Below are 25343 nucleotides of genomic sequence, written 5' to 3'. Positions count from 1 at the left end.
TTGAGTCTTGAAAAGGAGGAATTTAGATGAAAATTATTCAATTTTTCATTAAAAAGAATCTGACACTTATTTTAGCGACAGTTCTTTGTTTATGTTTACAAATTATCGGAACACTTGGTGTCCCGTTACTCGTAGCGCAATTGATCGATGTGGGGATTGCAAGCGGTGATGAACAATCCATCAAAATGATTGGGCTTAAAATGCTCGCAATGGCTTTATTTGGTGCGCTCTCAGCAATTGCCGGAAGTTATCTTTCTGCTAAAGTAGCCGCTAAATTCGGTTTAGAAACACGAAAAATGTTCTTTGACAAACTACAAACATTTTCTATTAAAGATGCAGATAACTTTGGGACAGGCTCCCTGCTAACGCGAATGACCAATGATGTTGATAACATTCAACAAATGATTGTGTTGTTTTTACAACTGATTTTACCTGCACCGATCATTGCAGTCTTCTCACTTTATATGACATTCACTTATTCCGCAACGTTGGCTTTAGTTCCACTGATTGCCATCGTTGCTTTCGGATTGATCGTCTATATTTTGATGAAAAAAGGAACACCTCTTTCACTATTGATCCAACCAAAAATGGATAAAATTATTGTGACCTTGCGAGAATTTTTCACTGGAATCAATATGATTCGAGCGTTCAACAATCAAGAGTATGAAGAAGAACGAACAAATAAAACATTTTCTGATTATGCAAACGGCATGATCCGCGTAAACAGTATTTTCGCTTTTATTACACCTGTCGCTTTCCTGTTAATGGGTGTGGTTTTCTCTTCTATATTATGGTTTGGCGGAAACTTTGTTGCGCTTGGTACTTTGCAAATCGGAACGGTTTCAGCAGTCGTTGAGTACTCTTTATTAACACTTGCTTACTTGATGATTGCCGCAATGGTTTTAGTTATGTTGCCGAGATCACTTGCTTCTGTAAAAAGAATCGAAGAAATTTTGAATACACAAGACCAGATTCTTGATACTGACCAGCCTGTTTTGCTTAAAGAAACAAGTCCGCAAGATGCTTTGATTGAGTTAGATCATGTAACATTCAGCTATGATCAAGCAGATGAACCCGTTTTAGAGAACATCCATTTCAATATTCCAAAAGGAAAAACAACGGCGATCGTTGGCGGAACAGGATCTGGTAAAAGTACCGTTGCTAAATTATTATTACGACTTAGTGATGTCTCTGAAGGAGCGATTTTATTCGATGGCATAGACATCAGAAATGTTACACAAGAAGAGCTACGTTCAAAAATCAGTTATGTTCCTCAAAAAGCCTTTCTATTTAGCGGAACCATCAAGAGTAATTTATTAATGGGCTATCCAGAAGCAACAAAAATAGATATGGATCGAGCGGCTAAAATTTCTCAACTTTCTTCTTATCTTGATACTTTAGAAGATGGTTATGATTCATTTGTAGCCCAAGGTGGAACGAACTTCTCAGGCGGACAAAGACAACGGTTGTGTATCGCTCGCGCCTTGATCAAACCTGCGGATATTTATATCTTTGACGATAGCTTTTCAGCCCTTGATTATCAAACAGATGCCGCATTAAGAGTCGCATTAAAAGAAGAAATGGCTGATAAAACGTTGCTGATCGTTGCTCAAAGATTAAGCACGATCCAACAAGCAGATAACATTATTGTCCTAGATGAAGGCAAAATCGTTGGACAAGGAACTCACAGCCAACTGCTACAAAATAATAAAACATACCAAGAGTTTGCCCGCTCACAAGGGATCCTCACGGAAGGAGCGCTAGTCTGATGGAAAAATTAAACAAACAAACATTAAAACGATTCTTTCAATTGATTCGACCTGAACGTCCAATATTTTTCGGCTTGATTCTATGTAGTTTGATTGGGAATGCCTTAGTCATTGCTATGCCTTTCATCATGGGGATCGCCATCGATGATTTGCTGACTCTGATCAAAACTCATGGCGTCGGTCAGATCACATTTCCGATGGTGCAAGATGCTTTATTGACACCTGTGTTGATTTTGATCGTTTTTTCAGTCATCAGTAGTTTAATGTCTTACACGCAAGAACGCGTGATGGCTTCTTTAAGCGAACGGATCACATTAAGAGTTAGAAAAGAAGTCACGAAAAAGTTCAAGTCATTACCAATGGCCTTTTTCGACCAACACCAAGTAGGCGATATCTTAAGCCGGACAACAACCAGTTTAAATCAACTGTCACAAGTTTTTCTAACTGGGATCAACCAATTCTTCACCTCGATCTCAACGATCGTCTTTGCTGGGATCATGTTGTTTTATATTGATGTCAAATTAACTTTGATCGTTGTTTTACTGATTGCAGGAAGTTCCTATTTAACTGGTAAAATTGCCAACAAAAACAAAAAATTAGCTGAAGCAAGTCAGGCAGAACTTGGGATTTTAAATAATAAAACAGAAGAGTTTCTATCAGGTAATTTGGTAACGAAAACCTTTAATCAACAAGCTCATGCCAAAGATGTTATTTCACAAACAAATCAAAAGCATTACCAAGCATTTTTAAGTGCTCAGTTTATGAACTTTGCCATTTACCCAGCGATTCGTTTGATCAATCAATTGGCCTTTATCGTCAGTGCGATCATTGGTGCGTTCTTAGTTTTACAAGGTGGAATCACGATTGGATTGCTTCAAGCTTATCTGCAATATATCAATCAAGTCTCTGAACCGATTTCTACTGCTTCTTATGTCATCAACTCGATTCAAGCAGCATTAGCCGCGGTTGACCGGATTTTTGAGATTTTAGATGCCGAAGATGATGTTCCAGAAAAAGCCAACGTACAAATCATCGATCAGCCAGCTGGTGCCATTGCTTTTGATAAGGTTCAGTTTGGTTATACAGAAGAAAAAATGTTGATGAAACAAGTTGATTTCACGGTTAAACCGAAACAAATGGTGGCCATCGTTGGACCAACTGGTGCTGGTAAAACAACATTAGTGAACTTACTAATGCGTTTTTACGAATTAAATGGTGGTCGAATCACCTTTGACGGCGTGGATATCACAGATCTTTCAAGAACAAATCTACGTGCCATGTTTGGAATGGTTTTACAAAACACGTGGCTGTTTGAAGGAACGATTGCGGAGAATATTGCGTATGGACGAATGGATGCGACACGAGAAGAAGTCATCGAAGCTGCTAAAATCGCCCAATGTGATCACTTTATTCGGACGTTGCCTAATGGTTATGATTCAATTATTTCCAGTGAAAATGGCTCACTATCACAAGGGCAGCAACAATTACTGACGATTGCTAGAATCATTTTAGCTAATCCTCCTGTTGTTATTTTGGACGAAGCTACATCTAGCGTGGATACTAGAACGGAAGCTCACATTCAAAAAGCGATGGATGAGGTAACAAATAACCGAACTAGCTTTGTGATTGCGCACCGTTTATCTACGATTGAAAATGCTGATTTGATTTTAGTGATGAAAGATGGCGATATCGTGGAAAAAGGAAATCACCAAGAGTTATTGGCGAAACCTTCATTGTATGCATCGTTGTATAATAGTCAGTTTCAACAAACTTAAGCGATATTTTATAGAGAGCGTAATAAAAACTAAAAATCAGTTTTTATTACGCTCTCTATATCTGAATGAACGGCTCATTTCTTGGACTCTGTTATTACTGCAAAAACACATACTCTCTCACCATTCCATACAATCAAAACCAAAACTTCCTACATCCTCTGCTGGTTCTCGTAGCAGGGAACTACTTAAAAGACCTTTTACTTCACTCATTTGATGATTTTTCACAAGGAACAATCGTGGATTACCTGACGAGCCTACCTGTATCTCATAATATCCATCCATCAATTTGGAATAATCAAGATTTTTTATCACTTGATCGCGATATTTCTCCGCATTCTCTGTTCTTTCGTCAAAATCACTTTCTTCTACATATGGATATTGTATTGGGACATTGGCAATGATCATATGGCTTTTCATCAATTGTTTGACTGTCAATGCTGCGTAGCCACCAAAAGCTGCCTCTTTTTTGTTTGTAGATTGGCTGTTTTCTTTTGCCCATTGCTTGATTTTTTCAGTACTACCCTCATTGTTAAAGGCTAGATAAGGTAGGTCATAGTCTGTTCGAGTCTCATTTTTCTCAAGTGGCATATTTGTGCCTATCTCTTTTGTTAACCCACTTTTAGCAATACTCTTTTCGACTTCTTCAGTAAATTCATCTAGAAACGTTTTCGCTTCTTGTGAATGTGCTGGCACTTGAAGAATTGTTTGAATTGAGTTGTCATAGGTAGTGAGACTACTATCAACTAGTTTCCACTTGTCTGTTGTATTTTTTCGCCTTAAGACTCCTTTGGCAGATACAGAAACGCCGTCTTGGGTCACAGTATAATTCAACTGGACATGTTTCGACTTTGAAGAATCATACGCTTTGACGATTTTTACCTGACCTTTTGTTCCAACACTGTGGAGCTTTTGTTCAATCACTTGTTGGTATTCATCATTTCGATTATTTTGGGCATACGCAAGAAAACCAAGGCGTGTTCCAACAGTCAAAATGATCAGCAAAACTGGCAGCGTCACGCCAAAAATAACCGCTTTTACGCGAACTCTTTCTCCTTGATCATGAGTAAAACCTGTTGAGCGATCAACAACTAACCAGCCCGACACCGCTACAAACAACACCATTAGCCCGACACCAATTGTTCCAGGGGCAAACAGTGTACTATATGGAAACAACGCAGAGTAGCCAAACTTAAAAAATAAAATAAGTAATAAAAGCCAAGATGTTATATAGATACTGATCAAACGTTGAACCTGTTGACTCTTTTGATTAAATTTTTTCAAAAAAAATACAACCACAACCGCATTTACTACAAATGAAAAGATATAACCTATAAAAACAAACTGCAATACTACAAAGGAATAAATCAATCCGTAAGGTTGATTCGGAGTATTCCCTGAAAAATCAAATTTCAACAATCCGTAGATAAATGTTGCAATAAAAATCAGAAGCGGCAACAACACCGCTGCTTTTGTTATTTTCTTAAATTTTATAATACCAATTCCTCCCAACGTATCATCAAAAACTTCTTTTTGATTAAACCACTATCTACTAGTTTACCATAAGAAATAAGTTGGTCTAGTCAGTGTTGGGATTTAAGCTGCGACTTTTCCTTTAACTAGAACAGCGATTGCCGCTGTAATCAATAACACCCCCATAAAAGCAGGTGCAGCCGATCCAAACGTTACATAGAGTTGTCCCCCAATAATCGGACCGACGATCCTTGCCAATGACTGAATTGATTGACTGCCGCCTTGAACACGCCCTTGCTCACTTATGTCAGCTGATTTAGAGACCATCCCATTAAATGCAGGGCCAAAAATAGAATCACCAAAACCAAAGACAAACATCCCAATGATGAAAAAAGGATAAAAAGATAGTAGCGCTGATCCAGCAATCAACCCATAACCGATCATTTCTGAAAACATTCCTAAAACGACGATTTGTTTATCACTAAGTTTGAGTAATAACCGTGGCATAATCAACCCTTGTGAAATAATATCCTGAATACCCATAATCGAAAATACCAGACCGATCAGAGCTGGTTTCCAATTAAATGTATCGATTGTAAACTGCGACAAGATAGCTTGTAAGGAGCCACTTGGAATCCAAAGTAAAAAGGCTGAAATAAGCAATCGGTTTAAATTTTTCATTGATAATACATTGAATAGCTGAAGAAATGGATTTAATCTTGAAGGAGTAATCTCTTTTAGACGATTATTTTTATGCAGACTTTCTGGCATAAAAAAGAAACCATACACAACATTTAACAATGTGATCATTGCTCCAAAATACAATGGTGCCGCATAACCGAATTTCGCTGCTAATACGCCGCCTAATGCTGGTCCCATCACTGAACCGACGCCAGTGATGGCACTGACCCAGCCAAAATATTTCGTCCGTTGTTCTTTGGGCGTGATATCAGCAAAGTAAGCAAAAATCGTGCTGATACTGCCTCCTGTGATTCCTTCAATGATTCGTCCAGCAAACAATACCCCTAAAGAGCCGCCGATACCAAAAACAAAGAATCCAACTGACGCGCCCAACAAACTGCATAATAATAATGGTCGTCGGCCAAATCGATCACTTAAAGCCCCCAGAATAGGAGCTGAAAAGAACATACAGATGGCATAGACTGAAATTAAAAGTGTCACAACGATTGCTTGATTATTTGGATTAGTAATATAGGGTTGCACTAAGAACGGAATGACAGGCGTTATGATACTAAACCCTATTCCGATCAGAAATACAGAGATTAAACCGAAAGCTAAGGCATGTTTATCCGCCATTTGTCTCGTATTTATTTCATTTTTTGTTTTAAATTTTGACATTGATTGTTCTCCTTGACCGTTTTTTAGTTTCCTTGGAAACATATACATCTTAACCCCTCATTGTTTCCTTGTCAACAAAAAAACAAACCAACTCCTAAAGAATTCGTTTGTTCGCTGTCATTATTTTATTCAGACTTACTATCTATCCCTTGTTTCTCTATCTCTTCATCTATATGCTCACTATATCGCTTTACAAAACGAAGCATGTCATCATATTGTGCTTCTGTGACTTGTTCATAGACTACTTCATCTCGCTTTCGAAACTCTTCGTGCAGTTGCTCATGAAGGTCAAACACTTCTTGCCCTTGCTTGGTGAGCTTAAAATAGATTTCCTTTTTATTCTCAAGTTTTTGGTAACTTTCGATCACATTCTTTTTAATAAGCTTTTTCGTTATTTTACTAATGGCGCCCCGTGTCATATATAAAGAGTCCGCAAGCTTTGTCACATTTGGATCTACAGTTTTGCCAATTGCTTCAATGCAATGCACTTCTGAAGGTTTATACTCTTTCAAAGCTTCTTCCATTTTGCACTTATTCAACCAAGCTAATTTGTTGAATACAGCCCTAAATTCCTTTGCTACTTGTTCCTTTTTATTCATGGTTTTTTTCTCCTGTCCACTTGTTTATTACCATTAGTATATGGAATGATTGTTTCTTTTTCAACAATAATAACTAACCTTTGCTAGATCATTTGCAATTTAGCATGGGTTTCTATCTTTTCTTTATTGCTATTGTTTCATATTTATATTACAATTATACTATCTATTATTCTATAAATAGTAGATAGTAACCTCAAATGGGAAAGGAAAGAGTTATATTGAAAAATTGGAAATTAGGTTTAATTGGTATTTCTTTATTGGGAGCATCTCTTGTTAATTTTGCTCCGGAAGCACACGCAGTCGAGATTGAAAATAGAACGATCATTGGATCAGATGATCGTGTGCAAATCACTGACGGTACAAAGGCACCCTATCAAAGTACTACATTTATCGCGGTAGATGGTAGTACGGGATCTGGAGCAGTTATTGGGAAAAATACAGTATTAACAGCAGCTCATGTTGTTAATAAAATCCGTAATAATCCAACGCAAGATAATGTTTATGTAGTTCCTGGCAGAACAGGTTCAACAACCCCTTATGGAAAATTTAAAATCAAAGAAGTTTTTATTCCTCAAAGTTACCTTGACGCGCATAATCCTGATAGTGATATTGCGGTTATAACCCTTGAACAAAATAATGGACAAAGCATCGGTGATCTCGTTGCTCCAATGCCATTTATTGAAACAGACACAGTCGGTAATGATACTAAGGTTACTACTTCTGGTTATCCCGGTGATAAACCATGGGCAACATTGTGGGAAGCTTCTGGAAAAGTTGTTGGAGAAACAAAAAACAGAATCAATTTTGATATGGATGTTATGGGCGGACAATCTGGTTCCCCAATTTATAATGATCAACAACAAATAATCGGTGTTGTGGCGTATGCTTCTACTTATTATAATTTTGGAACTAAAATGAACTCAGAATACTTTGATTTTGTCTCACAACATTTAGACAGCCCTATTGAAGCTAAAGATATTCAAGTGGACAAACAAAAGGTAACATTAAACATCGGTGAATCTACTGACGTTAAGGCGAACGTTTTACCAGTAAACGCTGCGAATAACAAATTACATTGGGACACTACTGCTGATCAAATCGCTACCGTAGATCAAAATGGAAAGATTACTGCAACTGGACCTGGTGTAACTATTATCGATGTGTCAACTGATGATGGAAAAATCACAAAATATATTGAAGTGACAGTAACAAATATCGTTAAGCCTAAAGAAATCGTCGTTGAAACAGAATCAGTGGAATTAAATGCTGGAGACTCTTTTGATCTTAAAGCATCAGTTTTACCTGAAAATGCCTCAAACAAACAATTAAATTTTGAAACAACTGATGAGGGAGTTGCTACAGTGGATTCAAATGGGCGAATTACAGGTGTAAATCCTGGTTCTACGATCATCGACGTGCAAACAGCCAATGGAGAAATCACAAAATACATCAATGTTACTGTAAACGAAGTCGCGCCTAAAGAAATCGTTGTTGACAAAGACAATGTAGAATTAAATTTAGGTAACTCATTAACGCTTAAAGCTTCTGTTTTACCTGCCAATACAACAGACAAAGAATTATTCTGGATTTCAATGGATGAATCAATCGTTGATGTTGACGATAATGGTAAAATCACAGGTAAAAAAGAAGGAACAACTGAAATTTTAGTATTATCTGTGACTAACTTTGGTGAAATTGAAAAACGAATTACTGTTACAGTTAAAGAAAAAGAACAATTACAGTCAGTAGACTTAAACTTCCCAGCGAAAAAAGGCTTATATTTTTCTAAAAAAGACCTAACAGATACATTTGAAATGAAAGCTATTCCAGATGGAACACCTCATATTCTTTTCCATTTAAATAAACTAAATACTATGTATGATCTAAAAATCGGTGAATTAGATTTTGTTGGTGGAACAGGAATGTATAATATTCGACCATTAACATTGGGTCATCCGATCATTCAAACACTCTATGATGTAGACGTTGATCGAAAATTAGAAAATAGTAAAATAGTTATTATGTACGTAGATAAGAAAAATCCAACAATTGTGAAAGATTACTTTATCGTTGAACAACGTTAAAATTTACTACTTCTTATCCTTCATCTAATTTAACCTAGACGAGACAAATGTTAAGTCTGTAGTGAAAATCAAAAATGATTTTCACTACAGACTTTTACTATTGTTTCAAGAGTTTGTTCCTTGTCATTTATCCTGGCGTTTGTTCCACAGACCAAGTTAATGTTGTCACGTAAGAACCGGCTGTTGGGATTTTAGTATTTGCATCAATTCCCAATGAAATATTTTTCTCTTGATAGGTTTCCTCTCCATGAGCATACCCACCAGGATATGGATTCTTTCTATACCCATCTTCATCAGTCTCAGGAACTTGGAAAGGTGATAACCAATGTTCACCAATCGCTGCCTCACCTCGATAATCAGCAATCAAAGCAGAACTGTCTTTTTCTAAAGTAACATATTCAGCTAGCCAATATTTATCAGCCTCACCAGCATTTTTAGAGCGTTTCTCTCCTTTAAAATCTAAACTATCATGAAATTTCCCCATATAGAAATTAGCACCCGTCATTTCTTTTCCAGATTTTTTATTAGTAAATCCTGTACGTTTTAATGTGATTTTAAAATCTGGGGCACTCGTTTTATTATTCGTGATGGTCATCATCACATCTTTCCAAGGATACCAAGGCTCTGGTGGAACTACCGGTTGCTCTCCACTGTATGGATTTACCGTCTCTATCACCGTTTGTTGATCAGATTGACTGATACTTTCCTTATCGATCGTTGGGTAAATATATTGTGTTTCTTTATTTCCATATTTGATATTGTCAAAGGATAAATTTATATTCTTAGCCTTAACTGCAATATTCCCATCCATGACCTCTGTCTTGATTTCCTGCTTCGCTTCTATGCTATCTGCAACACCTACTTTGGGACACAAAACAACACTTGCAAATGCGGAAGTCACTACCAACTGTTTAAACAACCTTTTCTTCATTTTTTTCTCCTTTATGAACTTATTTTATTACAATTTAATTATAACAAATTAAAATACAAATAGTAGTTTTTTTCGATAAAATTGAGAAATTTTCGATATTTTCTTCATTCTATCACTTTATTCCTCTCTAATTTTGTAGATTATTTTCTCAAATAACAAAGGAAAAACATTACTAAACAATTTTCTCATTATTCACGCTGTTTTTACCTAAAGCATTGACTTTTCTACTCAAATAACGTACACTTTCTACTTGAATCTAATAATTAAATAGTACCTCAAATCGAGGTAGAGGTTGCGGTTTTTATTAAGCTTGTGGAGTGAGAGGACACATCGAAGCAAGTCTAGGAAAAATCGCCGAAATGTATAACAGCCTCACTGTTATATGTTGGGACGTAAGCGAACAACTTGCGGACTGTCTTAGTAGTGATGCTAAGTTGCGCTATGTTTTTGTTGAGAGTACCTGACGATAGTAGGCAACCATGCATTTTTGTATGGTTGCTTTTTTTGTAGGAAGAATATGTTTAGACAGATCCTTCAAAACTCTTTAAACTAAATTATAGTAGAACAAATTAAGTGGTTAAAAAGAAAGGAAGAAAAACATGAACAAGAAATCATTTTCACTTGGCTTACTTTTTGCAATTATTTTAAGTGTGTTCTGTTCTCCAGTATTCAGTCAAGCAGAAACAAACGGTGAATTCCGCGTCGGGATGGAGGCAGGATACGCCCCTTTTAACTGGTCGCAAAAAACAGATGCAAATGGCGCAGTACCAATACAAGGAAATTCTTCTTATGCAGGAGGATATGATGTTCAAATTGCTAAAAAAATTGCAGACGGATTAGAAAAAAAACTAGTGATCGTTCAAACAAAATGGGATGGTTTGGCTCCAGCCTTACAATCAGGTAAAATCGATGCCATTATTGCTGGGATGAGCCCCACTGCAGAACGTCGTAAGGAAATTGATTTTACAGATCCTTACTATGAATCACAATTAGTTGTCGTTGTTCAGAAGAAAAGCAAGTTTGCAGATGCTAAAAATCTGAACGATTTATCAGGTGCTAAAATCACAGCACAGTTAAATACCTTCCATTATAGTGTGATCGATCAAATCCCTGGTGTAAATAAGCAACAAGCTATGGATAATTTTTCAGCAATGAGAACAGCTTTAGCCTCTGGCATGATCGATGGCTATGTCAGTGAACGACCTGAAGGAGTAACTGCTACCAGTGTCAATAAAGATTTAACAATGCTTGAGTTCTCTAAAGAAAATGGTTTCCAAACCAATGCCGAAGATGTTCAAATCGCAGTGGGTATGCGCAAAGCAGATCCCGAAATCAGCAAGGTCAACCAAATTTTATCAGGTATTTCATCAGACGAGCGCACAAAAATCATGGATCAAGCAGTCAAAGATCAACCAGCTGCTGAAGCAAGTGATAGTGAAAAAACAGGTATTTTAGCTGATTTTAAAAATATCTGGGATCAATACGGCGGTATGTTCTTACGTGGTGCAGGTTTAACCTTATTTATTGCTTTGATCGGTACATTTGTCGGAACGGCTCTAGGTTTATTGATCGGAGTTGTTCGTACGATTCCAGAATCTGAAAATAAAGTGAAACGTTTCTTCCAAAAATTAGGCAATGCCTTGCTTTCGATCTATATTGAAGTCTTCCGTGGTACGCCTATGATGGTACAAGCCATGGTCATCTTCTATGGTTTAGCCTTAGCTTTTGGGATTTCTCTGGACCGAACAGTTGCCGCTTTGTTTATTGTTTCTATCAATACAGGTGCTTATATGTCTGAAATCGTCCGTGGCGGAATTTTCGCAGTTGATTCAGGGCAATTTGAAGCGGCACAAGCAATCGGAATGACCCATGGACAAACAATGCGCAAAGTTGTAGTCCCTCAAGTCCTACGCAATATTTTACCAGCAACCGGAAATGAATTTGTCATCAACATTAAAGATACAGCTGTTTTGAGTGTTATCGGTGTAGCTGACCTATTCTTCCAAGGAAATTCTGCATCTGGTGCGAACTTCCAATTCTTCCAAACATTTACGATCGTTGGAATCATGTACTTGATCATGACCTATGCAATCACACGTGTCTTACGTGTTGTTGAGAAAAAAATGGACGGCCCTTCTGCTTATGTAAAATTAGAAGAAACAGAAAATACAAAAGAAAGCTAGTTAATTGTACAAATAAATCTTTAATAATTCAGATGAATGGTCATTGAAACATCGAACGCTTCAATGACGGTTTTCTAAATTTTTACAGGATCAGCCGATTTGTTTGACTTTTAACTATAGGAGGAAATAGTGATGAATACAATTATTGACGTCGAGCATTTACGAAAAAGTTTCGGTGAAAATGAAGTTTTAAAAGATATCAATGTGACAGTAAATAAAGGAGAAGTTGTAACCATCATTGGTTCTTCTGGTTCTGGTAAATCCACCCTTTTACGCTGCATCAATTTATTAGAAAAACCAACTGGTGGTAAAATCATCTACAATGGTGAAAATGTTTTGGAGCGTGGCTATAACTTACCAAAATATCGCACACATTTAGGCATGGTTTTCCAATCGTTTAACTTATTCAATAATATGAACGTTTTAGAAAATTGTACGTCTGGACAGATCACTGTCTTGAAACGTGGTAAAGAAGACGCTCAAAAAATCGCTTTAGAAAATCTAGATAAAGTTGGTATGAAACGATTTATCGATGCAAAACCAGCACAACTGTCTGGTGGGCAAAAACAACGTGTAGCTATCGCTCGCGCGTTATCAATGAATCCTGATGTAATGTTATTCGATGAGCCTACTTCGGCCCTTGATCCTGAAATGGTTGGTGAAGTACTAAAAACAATGAAGGATTTAGCCATACAGGATTAACGATGATCATCGTGACCCATGAAATGGAATTTGCGAAAGAAGTATCAGATCGTGTGATTTTTATGGATAAAGGTGTAATCGCAGAGGAAGGCACCTCAGAAGATATTTTTGTTCATCCAAAAGAAGAACGGACGAAAGAATTTTTACATCGTATTTTATCAAAGGAATAAACAAATAACTATCAAAACAAACTAGACCTTTTTCTAGTTTGTTTTTTTACACTTTTGTTCATTTGTTTAAAAAAAAAGACTTTTCAAAGTAATATATTTGGAATAAATAAAAAATAAACCTACAATGTAAGGTGACATCTATTATAATTATAAAAATTTGGAAAGCAGGGAGTTTTACATGAGAAATTATCAAGGAAAATTAATTACTTTCGTAAGTCTACTAATACTAACAGTTGTCCAGATGCTTATTCCACTGGTAGCGACGGCCCAAGAAATAACTGGGCAACCCACTGCCTTTGTAGATTTAGAAGATATCCATATTGATAACGATAAAGAAGCAAATGAATTGAATGTTTCTTTATCGTTATCAAAACCTGTCGGTGATATTTCAGAACAAATTATTATGTTTTCAAACGATATACAATTCACGGATAACGACAACTTATTATTAAGTGATCAGAACAGTCAAACCGTTGGTGTTGGCTCATTAAAAGAAAACAAGCTTCAATTAACAATTGCTCCAACCTATCAAGGCTTAATCAAGTTATCGTTAAAGTCACCTATTAGTGCATTTTCACCTAATTCTCTTTTGAAAGTCACAAGTGCCAATTTTTCTAAAGAGATTCTTTTACCATCCAAGGAAGTAACTCCTAGTCCTAACAATCAGTCGCTACAGGAGAAAGCTACAACTGTACAAACGAAAGAAGATCAAACAGATTTTGAACCTGCGCTCCATGATTCAGTCATTCCAGATTTAATCTCACCAACACTGCAAACAATCAATTTTGATTATACAACTAACTCAAGTGGAGATTATATAACAAATAATGATCAAGGGAAATCAGGTGAAAACACATTAAATTACGCGTATGGAGCTACAACAGAATCACCATTCGATAATGAAGGATATGTGAATTATAATGATGAAGCTTACGTGAAAAAAACAGTAAAAGAAGTAACGGGTAAACAAGGATTATTCGACATCACTTTAGACATAAAAGGAAACGAATTACCAAATCCGATAGAGATAGCTTTAGTTATTGATTATTCTTCCACAATGAACGGACAAAAGCTGCAAAATACAATTCATGGTGTTGAGGAATTTTTAGACCAAATCGATAACTCTTTAGCCAGCGGAAAAGTTAGAGTTGGCATTATTGCCTATAATCGGGATAGTTATGTTCAACCATTTACTGGGAACAAAGAAGAATTAGTAAACTTTCTTGAAGATTCCAGTAAGAGCCATTCTGGAACATTTATACAAAAAGGTTTGGTAGCTGCTGATAATTTATTTGAGACATCTGCCAAACCTGACGTTCAACGGAAGATGATCGTGCATATTGGAGATGGCAGCGTTAACCGTGCTTATCATCCTGCTGATGATGCAATTTTATACACAAATGATGGACAAATAAAACCTTACAATGGATTTAGTGACAAAACCTATTATCGTGATTTTGCTATTAATTCCCCACTGTATTATTCAAGTAGTCAAACAACTGTGGACGAAGATCCAGCAAATGCAACATTCATGAGTGCCAAAGAAATTGCTAATTTATCTCTAGGTACTTCTGTCGACTTAAAATTAAAAGGGTATGACCTTTATTCCATTGGGGTGGCACCAAGTGATCGTGGCGAATATGTCTCTAAAAACTTGGCAAGCAGCGAAGCCAAATATTTACCTATTGATGCTGATCTCTCACAATTAGGAGAAGCTTTAAGTAACGTTGCCGCACGAGTGGAACATACTGTCCCAAATGGAACTGTAATTGATCCTATGGGGGAGCAAATTCTACTGCAAAAAACAGTAGTACATTTTCGCCAGAAGATTACACTTTACAAGGATTTCGAAAAAATGAATCTGGTTTCTGGGTAGTTGCACCCGAATTAGTGAATAAAGTGGTTATTACTGCAGCAGATAACCAACTGGAACTAACAGGAATAACTTTAGGTAAAGATGAACACTTAAGCATGACTTATCAAATACGAATCGATACGGAAGCATCCTCCTTTATTCCGGATCATTGGTATCTAGCAAATGGTCGAACAACCTTAGATACAACTAGCAAAGGGAACCTTGTAGATTTTCCAATTCCTTCTGTGAAAGCTCCTGGAACAATGGTGAACATTGAAAAAAATTGGATAGATAATAACAACCAACTTGGCTTACGACCAGATGCTATTTCCGTTATTCTGAAACGTACAGTCGTAACAAGTACCGCTTGGCAAGAAAGTCAGCCTATTTTATTAAGTAAGCCTACCGAAACTTCTGATCAATGGTCATTTACTGTTGATTCGATCACGCCGCAAAATGAAACAAACAGTGTCTTTTTAGCAGCTTTTAATAATAAAGGGGAAGACTTTACCTATTCAGCAACTGAAGTCAATACGGATCCCAATTATATTTCTAGCACTGACACTACTCACGATAAAATAATTCTGACGAATCAGTTGAATAAAACGAATTTAACGTTTACTAAAGTTGATGAAGAGGATCAACCTCTGCAGAATGTACGCTTCAAATTGCTAAATGCACAAGGTGTACAGGTTGGAGATGTCCAAACATCCGATAAAAATGGTGCGGTGACCTTTACTAATTTGGATAAAGGAAGCTATCAATTAGTTGAAATTGCACCTTTATCAGGTTATGAAGCAATCGCTCCGATCCAGTTAACGATCGATCAAAATTCAAAAGGCGAACTAGCAGTTACTACTCCTGAAAATTGGTCCTACAAAGTCGTCAATAAAAAAATAAAAGACGCTGTAAAACCAAAAGATACCATAAATCCAAAAGTTCCAGAAACACCAAAAAGTAGTGGACAAATTCCTAATGCTGGTGAAAAAGTTCAGTCATGGTTATTGCTGATTGGATTGATCATCATTGTTGTAGCTGTCATTTTGTACTATAGAAATAAGCGGAATAAAAAAGAATAACGAATTTTTAGCCAAATGATGGTGCGTTTAGAAAAGAAATCCGGTGCTTGTGTATAACGTTAAAAGTTACGCACAAGCACCGGATTTTATTAGTCTTTCCAGCTATTTATAAGAACGGATTTCAGGTGGCGTATATTTTTCAATAAACTGTTGTATCTGATCCAGATCTTCTGAAAAGAATATTTTTGCTCGATCTTCCTTAGTTAAAAAACCATCCATAACCATCTTATCAAAGAAATCGGCTAATAAATCATAATAGCCAGCCACATTAAAAAAGATACAAGGATTTTGATGTTCCCCAATACGTCCCCAAGAAACAACCTCTGAAATTTCTTCCAATGTTCCTGGACCTCCTGGTAGTGCTAAATAGCAATCTGCTAAGTCGATCATTTTTCTTTTACGTTCGTGCATATCATTCACAATATGCATTTCTGTGATTGTTTGATGGGCTAGTTCTCTTTCCATTAGAAAAGTCGGCATAACACCGATCGCTTTACCACCATTTTCAATAATAGTATCTGCCAAAATGCCCATTAAACCAACTTTTCCTCCACCAAAGACAAGCTCATACTCATTGTTGCTCATCCATTGTCCTAATTCTTCAGTTCGTTCTTGGTATATTACATTATTGCCTGTACTGGCACCACAATATACGGCCATTTTCTTCATATAATCTCCACCTATTCCAGTTAAATATAACCCTTTATTTACTTTTATGCCTCTTCATTTTGTGATTGGTAGGAAATATCATTAAATGATTTTATCGTATAGTTTTTTTGCTCATGTTTATTTTCTAAGATCGTAATACTGGTATTTGCTAGCGGTCCGCCTTCACGCCATTTCGATTTTTCTTTTCCAGCCAATGAATTGATCAACGTAATCAATAACACACCATGGGCGACAATTAGTACTTTCCCATTTGGATAGCTTCTGCTGAGCTGTTCGATCATTTCAGTCGAACGGGTAACTAAAGAATCGATCGTCTCACCGCCAAACGCCGTGGGATCATATAAATCTGGACGGTTACGTAAATAATTAGTTTGTTCATCGTTATGATCAATCTCAGCCCCTTCTCGTTTGCCAAATCTAATTTCTCTCAAACTATTATGATACTGAACGGTCAAACCATCTAAAAAGTTATTTTCCTTAAGAAGATAATTGGCCGTGTCCATCGCGCGCTTTTGAGTACTGACTGCAACTGCATCAAACGAGATATCAGAAAGATAACGGCCAGCCTGGATTGCTTGTTCAATCCCTACAGGTAATAAGGGCGAATCGATCTCTCCTCCTTGAAAGCGCAAGCTTAGATTCAATTCAGTTTTTCCATGTCTAACAAAATAAAATGTGGTCATTTGCTTATTCTCCTCCATTTTTTGAGTTATTCCTTATATTTGATTATGATACTACAAATAGGAACTATTTGCTTTGAAAAAAATGTTTATTATTTTAATATCTAGTAACTTAAAGGCTCTTTTTTTTCTATCTATATGCTAACATAGTAAAATAGAATGGAGGGATTGATATGGAACTTCAACATTATCAATTATGGATCAGTAATTTTTATAAAAAGAGAGGATGGTATGCACTCAACTCATTCGCTCGTGTTGGCTTTTTAGCTGAAGAAACAGGTGAAGTTGCACGCGCGGTTCGTGCATTAGAGATTGGACGTGATCGACCAGATGAAGACGAAAAAGCGCCAGAAGCCTTAATTCAAGACCTGACTGAAGAGCTTGGTGACGTTTTAGATAACATTTTCATTTTAGCTGATAAATATGATATTCGTTTTGAAGATATTTTAACTTCTCACAAACAAAAACTTGAAGAACGTTTTAATGAGCAAAACATAGGGAAAGAGAGCATATGATGAATAAAAAAATAGAAATTAGACTACTTGAAGAAAAAGATTTTCCAGCATTACTTGAAATTGAAAATAGCATTTGGACAAATGAAAACTCTCCTGTTCTTCACTATTATCACTCAGTTGATGAGTATAAAGAAAAAACTGAAGGACGAACCATTTTTGTTGCAGTAAGTGAAGATAGGGTTCACGGTTTTATCGATGTTCACCATCCAACACCACTAATCGCACATAAAAAACAATGGATGCTTGGTATAGGCGTTCATCCAGATAGTCAATCATTAGGGATTGGCGGAAAGCTACTGAACTATGTAAAAGATGCTGCTGTCAAAGAAGGGATCCACAAGATTTCTTTACGGGTCATGGGCCCAAATACCAAAGCAATCCAGTTTTATCGCAAGAACGGTTTTATTCAAGAAGCACTATTTAAGGATGAATTTTTTATCAATGAAACGTTCTGTGATGATTATCAATTTGCCTATTTTGTCGATTAATCTCAGCGTTCTTTAATGTTCTCTGAAAACCTCAAGCTTTTTCTGAAAATTCACTTGCTGTACCCTTCTTATTCTGGTACTTTTAGTAAGGACAAAGTTTAAGGAGTGTTGAAGTGTGACAAAGAAATTATCATGGCGCGATTACCTTTATGTTGGTTCCATGCTATTTGGCCTATTTTTCGGAGCTGGAAATCTGATTTTTCCTGTTCATATGGGGCAAGAAGCTGGCGCTAGTATTTTTCTAGCTAATCTGGGCTTTTTGATTACAGGAATTGGCTTACCGTTTTTAGGTGTGATTGCTATCGGTATTTCCAAAAGTAATGGAGTTTTTGATTTAGCGACTCGGGTCAACCGTCGTTATGCCGTTGCTTTTACTGTATTATTATATCTGACGATTGGACCGTTCTTTGCATTACCCCGTTTAGCAACGACATCGTTTGAAATTGGGTTGGCTCCTTTTATTCCAAGCGATCAGCATAAATTGATTTTAGCAATCTTTTCAGCGCTGTTCTTTTTAGTCGCCTGGGCCTTTTCACGTAAGCCGACTAAATTATTAGGTTATGTAGGCAAATTTTTAAATCCATTATTTTTATCTTTATTGGCTATTTTGATTTTATTTGCTTTTCTGACTCCGTTAGGATCTGTATCTTCTGCGCCTGTCGCTGAAACTTATGCAACAAATCCTTTTTTCAAGGGCTTTACTGAAGGATATAATACATTAGATGCACTGGCTTCTCTTGCTTTTGGAATCATCATTGTTTCAACAATTAGAGGCATGGGTGTAGAAAAGCCAAATGATATTGCTAAAGATACAATAAAATCTGGTGCAATCAGCATTATCTTGATGGGAATCATTTATACGCTATTATCTTACATGGGAACGATGAGTTTAGGAAAATTCCCTCTTAGTGAGAATGGTGGGATTGCTTTAGCGCAGATTGCTAACCATTACTTGGGTAATTTAGGCAGTATTTTACTCGCTTTTATTGTTATTTTAGCTTGTTTAAAAACGGCGATTGGATTGATTACAGCTTGTTCTGAAACGTTCAGCGAACTGTTTCCAAAAGGTTCTTATGCCTTCTATATTGCAGCAGCTAGTATTTTACCTTGCTTATTTGCAAATGTTGGTCTAACAAATATTATTCAGTTTTCGGTTCCTGTTTTGATGTTTCTTTATCCATTAGCAATGACATTGATGATTTTAGTGATCATCAGTCCTTTATTCCGTCACCGAAAAGAAGTCTACCGCATGACTACTTATGTAACTTTGTTTGCTGCACTGCTTGATGCGTTGAATAGTGCTCCAGAATTTGTTAAAAACCAAACAGTCGTTACAGCTATTTTAGCTAATGCAGAAAAATACCTGCCTTTATTTACTATAGGCATGGGTTGGGTAGTACCTGCGACCATCGGTTTCTTAATTGGTTTGATTTGGATTACATTTAAAAAAGAAGCACTATAATTGATCTGATGTGAATTTGAATAATACACACCATAGCACTATAACTGATCATACTATTTATCAGGGTACATGCGACCTAGGTTGGAGCAAAAGCGCCTAGCTTCAAGGACTAAGAAGGTGCTGCTTGTTTGTCACTATTTATTTGGATTTTATGCGTGGGTGGGACAAAACTAAAAATCAGTTTTGATGTCCGCTTTAAAATCGAATAAACGGCGAGAAAAAAGCAGCTCCTTCGGAAATAAGCTGGAATTGCTATGAAACACAGCGAAGCATGAGCTGATGTAAAACAGTACCTACTTGGTCACAAAAATTTGAAAAGCACCAAGTAGGTACCAATCATCATCAGTTCGTAAAACCACTGTGATTCTTGGCAATTTTCGTAAATTCCCTCTTATTGCTGTAAAACACAACGAGGTACGAGTTGATGTTGCACAGTACCTACTTGGTTCTAGGAGCTAAACGCTTTTGTCTCAGCCTTTTCAAGGAATAAGTTTTTTATTGCGGAATATAAAGTGGCATATGACCAGTCAAAATGATTGTTACAACAAAGATAACGAAAATACCTAACGCCCATTTCGCTGATTCTTTTTGCCATTGCCCCATATCTAAACCAGTTAAACGAAGTAATAGATAGATGAAGGCAACTAATGGACTTAACAAGTGGAATGCTTGTCCCATCAAGGAAGCTAACGCCATTTGCATATCAGTGAAACCATAAGCACGTCCAGCTTCGGCTAAGACAGGTAGCACACCAAAGTAGAATCCATCATTTGAAATAAAGAAGGTACCAGGAGCGGAAATCAACGCAATCACTAAGCCCCAGAAACCAGCCAATTGATTTGGAATGATTTTTGTGAAACTTTGAGCTAATGCATCTGCCATACCAGTCCCTTGGAAAAGTCCCATGAAAACACCAGCAGCAAACACTAAAATAACTACTTGCACAGCATCGCCGCCATTTGCACCGATCCGTTTAGATTGATCTTTCAATACAGGATAATTGACCATCAACGCAATCACAGTACCTGTTAAGAATAAGAACAACGGTGGTAAACCAAGTCCAACGAATGAATCTGTTACTAACAACGCAATCAAAGAAATCGTTAAGATCGCATTGAATAGCCAAATTTTAGGTCGACGAATTGCTAAGGTTTCTTCATCTGTAACAGTTGTCATTGCATCGATTTCTTCATCTGTCAGTTGTTTGATTCCTAGACGAGCACGTTCTTTTCTACCCATTGAAGGTGCAACGATGAAAATGACATAAAGTAAGGCAATGATCATTCCAGGAATTAAATAAGCTAAAATTTCAGCCCCAACATTCAACACACTCATCGCGCGAGCTGTCGGTCCACCCCAAGGAAGTAAGTTCATGATCGTATTTTGCAAAATAACAATAACCGCTAAGTTCATTAATTTCATATCCAATTTTTTATAAATAGGAATAAAAGCAGAACAGCAAATCAAGGTTGTTGTTGTACCATCTCCGTTAAGAGAAACGGCCGCTGCAACAACAGCTGTAGCGATCAGTACTTTCATCGGATCGCCTTTTGCAATGTGGATCATTTTTTTCGTGATTGGGTCAAATAACCCAGCATCCAGCATGATTGAAAAATAAAGAATGGCAAACAATAACATGATACCTGTGGTGGATGTTGTTTTGATTCCTTCCATAACAAAGTCTCCAATAGAGCCTTTCTTAGAAACACCCGCAAACATTGCGATCAGGGCAAAAATCAGTGGAATCAAAACCAAAGCTGTAAACGGTGACATTTTCTTTTTCATGATGACAAACATGAAGACGATGATCATCACATAAGACAAAACAGTTAATAACATTTTTTTCTCTCCTTCAACACTAAATTCGTTCTCCGAAACAATCGGGCCTCTCTTTGTGGTGTTGGGTCTATAGAAAAATAACAGTCAGGTAAATTCAGAAAGCCCTTTCTTGTTTCGTTTAACAAGGCTAAGTTTAATCGAAGAAAGTTTAGATAAATAGACGAGAAGAGGAAAAAGAACACCAAAAAAACACAAATGGGAGCGGTTTCTTAAAGAGATGTTAATAAGATATTAATAAAACCTTAAATGCGTAGAAACGTTGATATATCAGCGTTTTTTTGTGTTTTAAAGGATTTAGCGTGAAGAGGAACAGCGAAAGAACAATTCAGGCTTGATGATTTCATTTTATTGTAATCGTTTTTACCTATAATGAATTCATAAACAGAAAGGATGTGAGTTCATGGGTCTATTTGAACGGCTGTTTAATAAAGAAAAAGCAGAAATGAAAACAGAGGAGCAACTACTTTTTTCTACTATAGAGGAAAAAGAGGAGTGGCAAGAAATTGCAGGATATATCCCAGTAGATAGCACAGAGTATCAATTTGTTTCATTAATTGCAACAGCAATCGCTGCTGGGAATCAACCAGAAAGTGAGTTTGTGATTAAACGCATTTCAAAAAGAAATCCAGAAGCACAACTGGTTTCTGTGATCGCCACCAGTATTGCATCAGCTGATCACACAAAAAGCCAGTTTGTCATTCAGTCAATCAAGGAGAAAAGAACGAATTAGTTTTTGGATTACTGGACTGTATCGATTCGTTTTTTTAAAGGTACATTATGAGATGTACTGATGTTGAAACGTACAAGGTGAAGTGAAACGGAACGTTGTTACAGATGTATTATTTAGTTTCATGGGCTAGACTCTCGGAAAAAAGATAAATGATGAATGAGGCAAAAAGCACCTCAGTCATAATTTCCTATTTTTCAGTCGAGTCTCAACGAGTCCATTACACTTTAAATTTTAGGAGGAGAAAAAATGTTACGTAAGTTTAAAATTTCAATTGATGGAAAAGAGTATTTAGTAGAAATGGAAGAAATTGGTGGGGTACCCCAAGCACCAATCGCAGCACCTGTTGCACCAGTGGCTCCTGTAGAAGAAGCGACACCAACACCAACACCTGCAACTGAACCAACAGCACCTATTGCAAACACGCCGGCCGGAAACGATGCCATGCCATCACCAATGCCTGGAACTATCTTGAAAATCTTGGTAAATGTTGGTGATACTGTCCAAGAAAATCAGCCATTAATGATTCTTGAAGCGATGAAAATGGAAAATGAAATCGTTGCTGGCAAAGCTGGCACGGTCACAGGGATCCATGTTCAACAAGGTGAGATGGTCAATCCGGGAGAACCATTGATTACAATCGGTTAAATAAATAAAAAAGTAGTTAAATTTTAAAAGAGGAAGTGACGTTTGTGGAAACATTAATTGAAGGCGTAGTGGGAATGGGACAGGAGCCTGGTCGTATTGTAATGATGCTGATTGGAGCCATCCTGATGTACTTAGGGATCAAAAAAGAGTACGAACCTACCTTACTCGTTCCAATGGGATTAGGAACGATTTTAGTCAATTTTCCCAATTCAGGTGTACTAAGTGCGGGCGGCGAAGCAGGCCCGTTTCAAGTGTTGTTTGATATGGGAATTTCAACAGAGTTATTTCCATTATTACTATTTATCGGCATTGGCGCTATGATCGATTTTGGGCCATTATTACAAAATCCATTTTTATTATTGTTCGGAGCAGCCGCGCAATTTGGGATTTTCTTTACGATTATTGCAGCCGTTCTATTAGGTTTTGATTTAAATGATGCGGCTTCTATCGGGATTATCGGAGCAGCTGATGGACCAACCTCTATTTTCGTTGCGAATACGTTGAATTCGAAATACATGGGTGCAATTATGGTGGCAGCTTATTCATATATGGCCTTGGTTCCGATCATTCAGCCTGTGGCAATCAAAGCAGTTACAACGAAAAAAGAACGCAAAATCCGCATGACTTATCGTGCTGGTGAAGTATCACAAACAGCGAAGATTTTATTCCCTATCGTGATCACGGTCGTTGCTGGCTTAGTAGCGCCGGTTTCGCTTCCGTTAGTTGGTTTCTTAATGTTTGGGAACTTATTACGTGAATGTGGCGTCTTGGATCGTTTATCTGTGACGGCTCAAAATGAGTTGGTAAACCTAATCAGTATTGTGCTTGGATTGGCGATTTCAGTAAAAATGCAGTACGAAGAATTTTTACAAGTTGATACCTTAATGGTCATTGGTCTTGGATTAGTTGCCTTTATCATGGATTCAGTTGGTGGTGTTTTGTTTGCCAAATTATTGAATCTGTTTAGAAAAGAAAAAATCAATCCGATGATTGGTGCAGCTGGGATTTCTGCCTTTCCAATGTCTAGTCGAGTGATCCAAAAAATGGCAACAGATGAAGATCCACAGAACTTTATTTTAATGCATGCAGCAGGTGCGAATGTATCTGGACAAATTGCGTCTGTTATTGCAGGCGGTTTATTACTAGCATTACTTGCCTAGAATTTTAATAGAAGAAAAGGAAAGGGGTTTGGCTTATGTCAGCTGATTTACTTAAATCATTGGAACTTTTGGTTTTTGGATGGGGTGGCGTGTTTGTTGTCATTTTCGTGATTTACTTTGCGTCTTTTATGTTGAATAAATTATTTCCACCGAAGAAGTAGGAAGTGGTAAGAAATGAATGTCAGAAGAATTTGGCTTGATCGAGATCAGGTAGGAAAACAGCAGTGGTCAGATTTTCTAGCTGCGGCTGATCTACTACCTGATGATCAGTTAGACTATACAATCGGCATCTTTGATCAGGAGCAGTTGATTGGAACAGGATCGATTTTTAGAAATATTTTGAAATGTGTTGCAATTGACTCCTCTTATCAAAATGAAAACCTGCTTTCTCAAATCGTTCAAGCATTACGTGAAAGGCTGCAGGAAATAGGCTATCAGCATTATTTTTTGTATACAAAGCCAGAAACTAGTAAGCTATTTCGCTCTTTAGGCTTTACTGAAATTGCGGCAACAGCCGAACTAGTTTTTATGGAGCAAGGTTTTCCTGATTTTGAAGATTATTTAGTGGAACTCAAAAAGCAGCAACGAATGACAAAACAAAATGCAGCAATCGTAATGAATGCAAACCCATTTACGAATGGTCATTTATATTTAGTTACAGAAGCAGCTAAACGTACTGAAACAGTTTATCTCTTTGTTTTGTCTGAGGAACGCTCCTTATTTGATGCAAAGACACGTTTTGAATTGGTAAAAGAAGGAACTAGTCATTTATCAAATGTCGTTGTTTTACCGACAAGAGAATATATCGTTTCAAGCGCAACATTTCCTTCATATTTTTTAAAAAACCAAGCAAAAGACAATGTAGCAAAAGTTCAAGCAGAATTGGATGCGACACTCTTTAAAGAGAAAATTGCACCTATTTTAGATATTACGACAAGGTTTGTTGGGGAAGAACCATTGTCACCTGTGACAAATATCTATAATCAAGCAATGAAAAAAGTATTTTCTTCTGCATTGAACTTGATCGTTCTACCTAGAAAAACAGCGGATAATGAAGTGATCAGTGCTTCAAGGGTCCGAGCTTTAATGGAAAAACAAGCGTATGAAGCAATAAAATCGCTTGTTCCTGATAGTACATTCAAAGAAATAATGAATCAAAAAAAAGAATAAGAGGTGTCC

Annotated in this window: 21 protein-coding genes, 2 pseudogenes and 1 riboswitch; of the genes and pseudogenes, 16 read left to right on the top strand and 7 right to left on the bottom strand. The window is 36.9% G+C overall.

Annotated features, from left to right (window positions below; genetic code table 11):
- Positions 1–26: 26 nt before the first annotated feature.
- Both V192_RS0109625 and V192_RS0109620 read left to right on the top strand, forming a co-directional pair.
- Positions 27–1769 carry an ABC transporter ATP-binding protein gene (locus V192_RS0109625; RefSeq protein WP_025871182.1) on the top strand — a complete coding sequence of 581 codons (1743 nt, stop codon included), beginning with the start codon at positions 27–29 and terminating at the stop codon, positions 1767–1769.
- Positions 1769–3544 carry an ABC transporter ATP-binding protein gene (locus V192_RS0109620; protein WP_025871180.1) on the top strand — a complete coding sequence of 592 codons (1776 nt, stop codon included), beginning with the start codon at positions 1769–1771 and terminating at the stop codon, positions 3542–3544. The genes V192_RS0109625 and V192_RS0109620 overlap by 1 nt, the downstream gene beginning before the upstream one ends.
- Positions 3545–3661: 117 nt before the next feature.
- Here the strand turns inward: V192_RS0109620 and V192_RS0109615 are convergent, their stop codons facing one another.
- From V192_RS0109615 to V192_RS0109605, 3 genes are all read right to left on the bottom strand, one after another.
- Positions 3662–5053 (bottom strand): hypothetical protein, encoded by a 1392-nt coding sequence (locus V192_RS0109615; protein ID WP_025871177.1) that lies wholly within the window; start codon positions 5051–5053, stop codon positions 3662–3664.
- A gap of 84 nt (positions 5054–5137) precedes the next feature.
- Entirely contained in the window at positions 5138–6373 is a 1236-nt protein-coding gene (locus tag V192_RS0109610; protein WP_025871175.1) for an MFS transporter, read from the bottom strand.
- 125 nt (positions 6374–6498) lie between these two features.
- Positions 6499–6972 (bottom strand): MarR family transcriptional regulator, encoded by a 474-nt coding sequence (locus tag V192_RS0109605; RefSeq protein WP_025871172.1) that lies wholly within the window; start codon positions 6970–6972, stop codon positions 6499–6501.
- A gap of 218 nt (positions 6973–7190) precedes the next feature.
- Here V192_RS0109605 and V192_RS21225 point away from each other — a divergent pair, with 218 nt between their 5' ends.
- Positions 7191–9056, top strand: a complete 1866-nt coding sequence (locus V192_RS21225) for an Ig-like domain-containing protein (protein ID WP_158001100.1) — start codon at positions 7191–7193, stop codon at positions 9054–9056.
- A gap of 127 nt (positions 9057–9183) precedes the next feature.
- Here V192_RS21225 and V192_RS0109590 read toward each other — a convergent pair whose 3' ends face one another.
- Positions 9184–9987: a WxL domain-containing protein gene (locus V192_RS0109590; protein WP_025871170.1), complete on the bottom strand. Its 804-nt coding sequence runs from the start codon at positions 9985–9987 to the stop codon at positions 9184–9186.
- A 278-nt stretch (positions 9988–10265) separates the two neighbouring features.
- Positions 10266–10437, top strand: a riboswitch (Lysine riboswitch).
- Between the two features lie 149 nt (positions 10438–10586).
- On the opposite strand from V192_RS0109590, the gene V192_RS0109585 reads away from it, so the two are divergent.
- The 5 genes and pseudogenes from V192_RS0109585 (at position 10587) to V192_RS20900 (ending at position 15976) form a co-directional block, all read left to right on the top strand.
- Positions 10587–12170: an ABC transporter permease subunit gene (locus V192_RS0109585; RefSeq protein WP_025871168.1), complete on the top strand. Its 1584-nt coding sequence runs from the start codon at positions 10587–10589 to the stop codon at positions 12168–12170.
- A gap of 132 nt (positions 12171–12302) precedes the next feature.
- A pseudogene (locus V192_RS19865) lies at positions 12303–13042 on the top strand (amino acid ABC transporter ATP-binding protein).
- Positions 13043–13220: 178 nt separating this feature from the next.
- Positions 13221–14918 (top strand): vWA domain-containing protein, encoded by a 1698-nt coding sequence (locus tag V192_RS19860; protein ID WP_051581945.1) that lies wholly within the window; start codon positions 13221–13223, stop codon positions 14916–14918.
- An 11-nt stretch (positions 14919–14929) separates the two neighbouring features.
- Positions 14930–15088, top strand: a pseudogene (locus V192_RS22740) (cell wall anchor protein); the annotation flags it as partial.
- A gap of 72 nt (positions 15089–15160) precedes the next feature.
- A complete protein-coding gene (locus tag V192_RS20900; RefSeq protein WP_338030869.1) occupies positions 15161–15976 on the top strand; it encodes a SpaA isopeptide-forming pilin-related protein in 816 nt (271 codons plus the stop codon).
- Between the two features lie 102 nt (positions 15977–16078).
- Here V192_RS20900 and V192_RS0109570 read toward each other — a convergent pair whose 3' ends face one another.
- Complete coding sequence (locus V192_RS0109570; RefSeq protein ID WP_035011218.1) at positions 16079–16645, bottom strand: LOG family protein; 567 nt, start codon at positions 16643–16645, stop codon at positions 16079–16081.
- Between the two features lie 44 nt (positions 16646–16689).
- Positions 16690–17328, bottom strand: a complete 639-nt coding sequence (locus V192_RS0109565) for a histidine phosphatase family protein (RefSeq protein ID WP_025871164.1) — start codon at positions 17326–17328, stop codon at positions 16690–16692.
- Between the two features lie 170 nt (positions 17329–17498).
- Between V192_RS0109565 and V192_RS0109560 the strand changes: the two genes are divergently transcribed.
- From V192_RS0109560 to brnQ, 3 genes are all read left to right on the top strand, one after another.
- Positions 17499–17840 (top strand): MazG nucleotide pyrophosphohydrolase domain-containing protein, encoded by a 342-nt coding sequence (locus V192_RS0109560; RefSeq protein ID WP_025871163.1) that lies wholly within the window; start codon positions 17499–17501, stop codon positions 17838–17840.
- Entirely contained in the window at positions 17837–18328 is a 492-nt protein-coding gene (locus V192_RS0109555) for a GNAT family N-acetyltransferase (protein ID WP_239644632.1), read from the top strand. Before V192_RS0109560 ends, V192_RS0109555 begins: the two co-directional genes overlap by 4 nt.
- Before the next feature lie 115 nt (positions 18329–18443).
- Entirely contained in the window at positions 18444–19790 is a 1347-nt protein-coding gene (gene brnQ, locus V192_RS0109550) for a branched-chain amino acid transport system II carrier protein (protein ID WP_025871159.1), read from the top strand.
- A gap of 495 nt (positions 19791–20285) precedes the next feature.
- On the opposite strand, the gene V192_RS0109545 is transcribed toward brnQ, so the two are convergent.
- Positions 20286–21629, bottom strand: coding sequence for a CitMHS family transporter (locus tag V192_RS0109545; protein WP_025871158.1), 1344 nt, complete (start codon positions 21627–21629; stop codon positions 20286–20288).
- Between the two features lie 400 nt (positions 21630–22029).
- Here V192_RS0109545 and V192_RS0109540 point away from each other — a divergent pair, with 400 nt between their 5' ends.
- The 5 genes from V192_RS0109540 (at position 22030) to citC (ending at position 25334) form a co-directional block, all read left to right on the top strand.
- Entirely contained in the window at positions 22030–22359 is a 330-nt protein-coding gene (locus tag V192_RS0109540) for a hypothetical protein (protein WP_025871156.1), read from the top strand.
- A 246-nt stretch (positions 22360–22605) separates the two neighbouring features.
- Positions 22606–23004 carry an acetyl-CoA carboxylase biotin carboxyl carrier protein subunit gene (locus tag V192_RS0109535; protein WP_025871154.1) on the top strand — a complete coding sequence of 133 codons (399 nt, stop codon included), beginning with the start codon at positions 22606–22608 and terminating at the stop codon, positions 23002–23004.
- Between the two features lie 44 nt (positions 23005–23048).
- A complete protein-coding gene (locus V192_RS0109530; RefSeq protein ID WP_025871151.1) occupies positions 23049–24164 on the top strand; it encodes a sodium ion-translocating decarboxylase subunit beta in 1116 nt (371 codons plus the stop codon).
- A gap of 35 nt (positions 24165–24199) precedes the next feature.
- Entirely contained in the window at positions 24200–24325 is a 126-nt protein-coding gene (locus tag V192_RS22595) for an OadG-related small transporter subunit (RefSeq protein ID WP_086346868.1), read from the top strand.
- 13 nt (positions 24326–24338) lie between these two features.
- Complete coding sequence (citC, locus tag V192_RS0109520) at positions 24339–25334, top strand: [citrate (pro-3S)-lyase] ligase (RefSeq protein WP_025871148.1); 996 nt, start codon at positions 24339–24341, stop codon at positions 25332–25334.
- Positions 25335–25343 lie beyond the last annotated feature (9 nt).

The organism is Enterococcus crotali (assembly GCF_000633635.1).
Classification (GTDB): Bacteria; Bacillota; Bacilli; order Lactobacillales; family Enterococcaceae; genus Enterococcus_L; species Enterococcus_L crotali.
Note: the sequence above shows the minus strand (reverse complement) of the source record. Positions and strands in the feature narration are given on the sequence as shown.

Coding starts and splice junctions, on each gene's coding strand:
- V192_RS0109625 (WP_025871182.1), top strand. CDS start 27: ATGAAAATTATTCAATTTTTCATTAAAAAGAATCTGACACTTATTTTA.
- V192_RS0109620 (WP_025871180.1), top strand. CDS start 1,769: ATGGAAAAATTAAACAAACAAACATTAAAACGATTCTTTCAATTGATT.
- V192_RS0109610 (WP_025871175.1), bottom strand. CDS start 6,373: ATGTCAAAATTTAAAACAAAAAATGAAATAAATACGAGACAAATGGCG.
- V192_RS0109605 (WP_025871172.1), bottom strand. CDS start 6,972: ATGAATAAAAAGGAACAAGTAGCAAAGGAATTTAGGGCTGTATTCAAC.
- V192_RS0109590 (WP_025871170.1), bottom strand. CDS start 9,987: ATGAAGAAAAGGTTGTTTAAACAGTTGGTAGTGACTTCCGCATTTGCA.
- V192_RS0109585 (WP_025871168.1), top strand. CDS start 10,587: ATGAACAAGAAATCATTTTCACTTGGCTTACTTTTTGCAATTATTTTA.
- V192_RS19860 (WP_051581945.1), top strand. CDS start 13,221: ATGAGAAATTATCAAGGAAAATTAATTACTTTCGTAAGTCTACTAATA.
- V192_RS20900 (WP_338030869.1), top strand. CDS start 15,161: ATGGTGAACATTGAAAAAAATTGGATAGATAATAACAACCAACTTGGC.
- V192_RS0109570 (WP_035011218.1), bottom strand. CDS start 16,645: ATGAAGAAAATGGCCGTATATTGTGGTGCCAGTACAGGCAATAATGTA.
- V192_RS0109565 (WP_025871164.1), bottom strand. CDS start 17,328: ATGACCACATTTTATTTTGTTAGACATGGAAAAACTGAATTGAATCTA.
- V192_RS0109560 (WP_025871163.1), top strand. CDS start 17,499: ATGGAACTTCAACATTATCAATTATGGATCAGTAATTTTTATAAAAAG.
- V192_RS0109555 (WP_239644632.1), top strand. CDS start 17,837: ATGATGAATAAAAAAATAGAAATTAGACTACTTGAAGAAAAAGATTTT.
- V192_RS0109545 (WP_025871158.1), bottom strand. CDS start 21,629: ATGTTATTAACTGTTTTGTCTTATGTGATGATCATCGTCTTCATGTTT.
- V192_RS0109540 (WP_025871156.1), top strand. CDS start 22,030: ATGGGTCTATTTGAACGGCTGTTTAATAAAGAAAAAGCAGAAATGAAA.
- V192_RS0109535 (WP_025871154.1), top strand. CDS start 22,606: ATGTTACGTAAGTTTAAAATTTCAATTGATGGAAAAGAGTATTTAGTA.
- V192_RS22595 (WP_086346868.1), top strand. CDS start 24,200: ATGTCAGCTGATTTACTTAAATCATTGGAACTTTTGGTTTTTGGATGG.
- citC (WP_025871148.1), top strand. CDS start 24,339: ATGAATGTCAGAAGAATTTGGCTTGATCGAGATCAGGTAGGAAAACAG.